Here is a 2,519-nt window from a genome sequence, read left to right on the forward strand (position 1 = left end):
GGCCACCAGGCCGCCGGGGGGCGCCGCGGCCGGGTCGGCGTCGAGCAGGACGAACCGGTCGGGATGCTCCGCCTGGGCGCCGCGGACCAGGCCCCAGACCGCCGCGGCGGACGGGTCGGGGTCGCCGTCCGCGACGGCGCCGGACGTCACCAGCACGAGCCGGGCGTCCTCGAAGCGCGGCTCGGCCAGCCACGCCTGGATCCGCGTGAGCGCGTCCAGGACCGCGCCGGGCCCCTCCTGCCCGGCGGACGCGACGCGCGTCAGCACCACCGGCGGGACGGCGGCGCCCGCGTCGATCTCCGCCACCAGCGCGCCGAGGTCGTCGTGGACGGGGAGGCCGGGCGCGGCGAGGTCCGGGCCGAGCACCGCCCAGCCCTCCCCGCCGGGCACCCCGGAGTCGGACGCCACGGAATCGGACGCCACGGAATCAGACACCGTGGAATCTGGGAGGGGCGTCCAGTCCAGGGTGTAGAGGCCGTCGGCACCGTGGCGGCCCGCGGCCCGGAGCCGCGCGGTGTCGGCGGGACGCAGGGTCACCGCGTCGGCGCTCAGCACGGGGGCTCCGGCCGTGTCCGCGACGACCACCCGCATCCCGCGCCCCTCCCCCGGCAGGGGGGACAGCCGGACGCGGACCGACGTCGCGTCCCCGGCCCACAGCGTGACGCCGCTCCAGGAGAACGGCAGCCACACCTGCCCGTCACCGGCCGTGTCGTCCGGCCGTCCGGCGAGCAGGGTCGCGTGGAGCGCGGCGTCCAGGAGCGCCGGGTGGACACCGAACCCGCCGGGCCGCCCCGCCTCCTCGGGCAGGGTCACCTCCGCCAGGACGTCGTCGCCGTCACGCCAGGCGGCGCGCAACCCCTGGAAGGCGGGCCCGTAGCCGTATCCGGCGTCCGCCGCCCGCTCGTAGAGGCCGCTCACGTCGAGGGGCAGCGCGCCCGCCGGGGGCCAGGCGCCGCCGAGGTTCTCGGGCGGCGGGCCCGCGTCGCCTTCGGGGGCGAGGACGCCGGACGCGTGGCACGCCCACGGGGCCTCGTCGTCGCGGTCGGGGCGCGAGTAGACGTGCACGTCCCGGCCGCCGTCATCGCCGGGCGGGCCGACCACGACCTGTACCCGCGCGCCGCCCGCCGCCGGCAGGACCAGCGGCTCGCGGAGCGTCAGCTCCGCCACCCCGGCGCGGCCGGCGTCGTCGGCGGCCCGCAGCGCCCATTCCACCAGCGCCGCGCCGGGCACCAGGACGGTGCCGCCGACCCGGTGGTCGGCGAGCCAGCCGGCGCCGCCCGACGCCGGCACCCGCCCCGTGAGAAGCCGGGTGCCGCCCTCGGCGATCTCGACGGCGGCGCCGAGCAGCGGATGCCCGGCGGCCGTCAGGCCCAGCCCGGCGGGGTCGCCTCCGGGGGCGGCGCCGTCCTCGGCCCAGTAACGCCGCCGCTGGAACGCGTAGGTCGGCAGGTCCACGGTCCGGGGACCGGTCCCGGCCGGGTCCGCCGCGCCGAACCAGCCGGCCCAGTCGATCGCCGCGCCCGCGGTGAACGCGTGGCCGAGCGCCCGCGCGAGCCGGTCCCGGCCGCCCTGGTCGCGGCGCAGCGTCGGGACGGCGGTGGCCGCCGCCCCGGCCCGCTCGAAGGTCTCCTGCATGCCCACGGCCAGCACCGGGTGCGGGCTGACCTCGATGAACAGCCGGTGCCCGGCGTCGAGGAGCGCGTCCACGGCGGCGGCGAACCGGACGGGACGCCGCAGGTTGGTCACCCAGTACCCGGCGTCCAGGCCGCCGGTGTCGGTCTTCTCCCCGGTCACCGTGGAGTAGAAGGCGGTCTCCGTGGCCGCCCAGGTCACCCCGGCGAGCCGTGCGGCGATCTCCGGGGCGATCCGGTCGACCTGGGGGCCGTGGGAGGCGTAGTCGACGTCGATCGTCCGGGCGCGCAGGCCCTGTGCTTCGGCTCGCGCGACCACGGCCGCCACGTGCTCGGGCGTCCCGGACACCACCGTGGAGGACGGCCCGTTGATCGCCGCGACGGTCACGTCGCCGGACAGCAGCGCCTCGGCCTGCTCCTCGCCCACGCCCAGGGAGGCCATCGCGCCGCCGCCCGCCAGCCCGCGCAGCGCCCGGCTGCGCAGAGCCACCACCTTGGCGCCGTCGCCGAGGGAGAGCGCCCCGGCGACGCATGCCGCCGCGATCTCGCCCTGGCTGTGGCCCACCACCGCGGCAGGGACGACCCCATGAGAAGCCCACACCGCAGCCAGCGACACCATCGTCGCCCACAGGACCGGCTGCACGACGTCCACCCGCGCCAGCTCAGACCCGTCCCCACGCAGCACCCCGGTCAACGACCAGTCCACATACGGGGCAAGAGCCTGCTCGCACTCGGCGATCCGCGCCGCGAACACCGGAGACGACTCCAGCAACTCCGCGCCCATCCCGGCCCACTGCGACCCCTGACCCGGGAACACCAGCACCGGCGCCGCGGGCTCGGCGCCCGCGACCGCGGGCCCGACCACGCCGGGGTGCTCCGCGCCGGCCG

At 78.6% G+C, this 2,519-nt stretch carries 1 protein-coding gene; it reads right to left on the reverse strand.

Features of this window, described 5'->3' with window-relative positions; all coding sequences use genetic code 11:
* A partial coding sequence (locus E1291_RS40955; protein ID WP_207401249.1) for an acyltransferase domain-containing protein occupies positions 1–2,496 on the reverse strand: 2,496 nt, incomplete at its 3' end.
* Between the last annotated feature and the right edge of the window lie 23 nt (positions 2,497–2,519).

This window comes from Actinomadura roseirufa (assembly GCF_900659635.1).
Taxonomy (GTDB): Bacteria; Actinomycetota; Actinomycetes; order Streptosporangiales; family Streptosporangiaceae; genus Spirillospora; species Spirillospora roseirufa.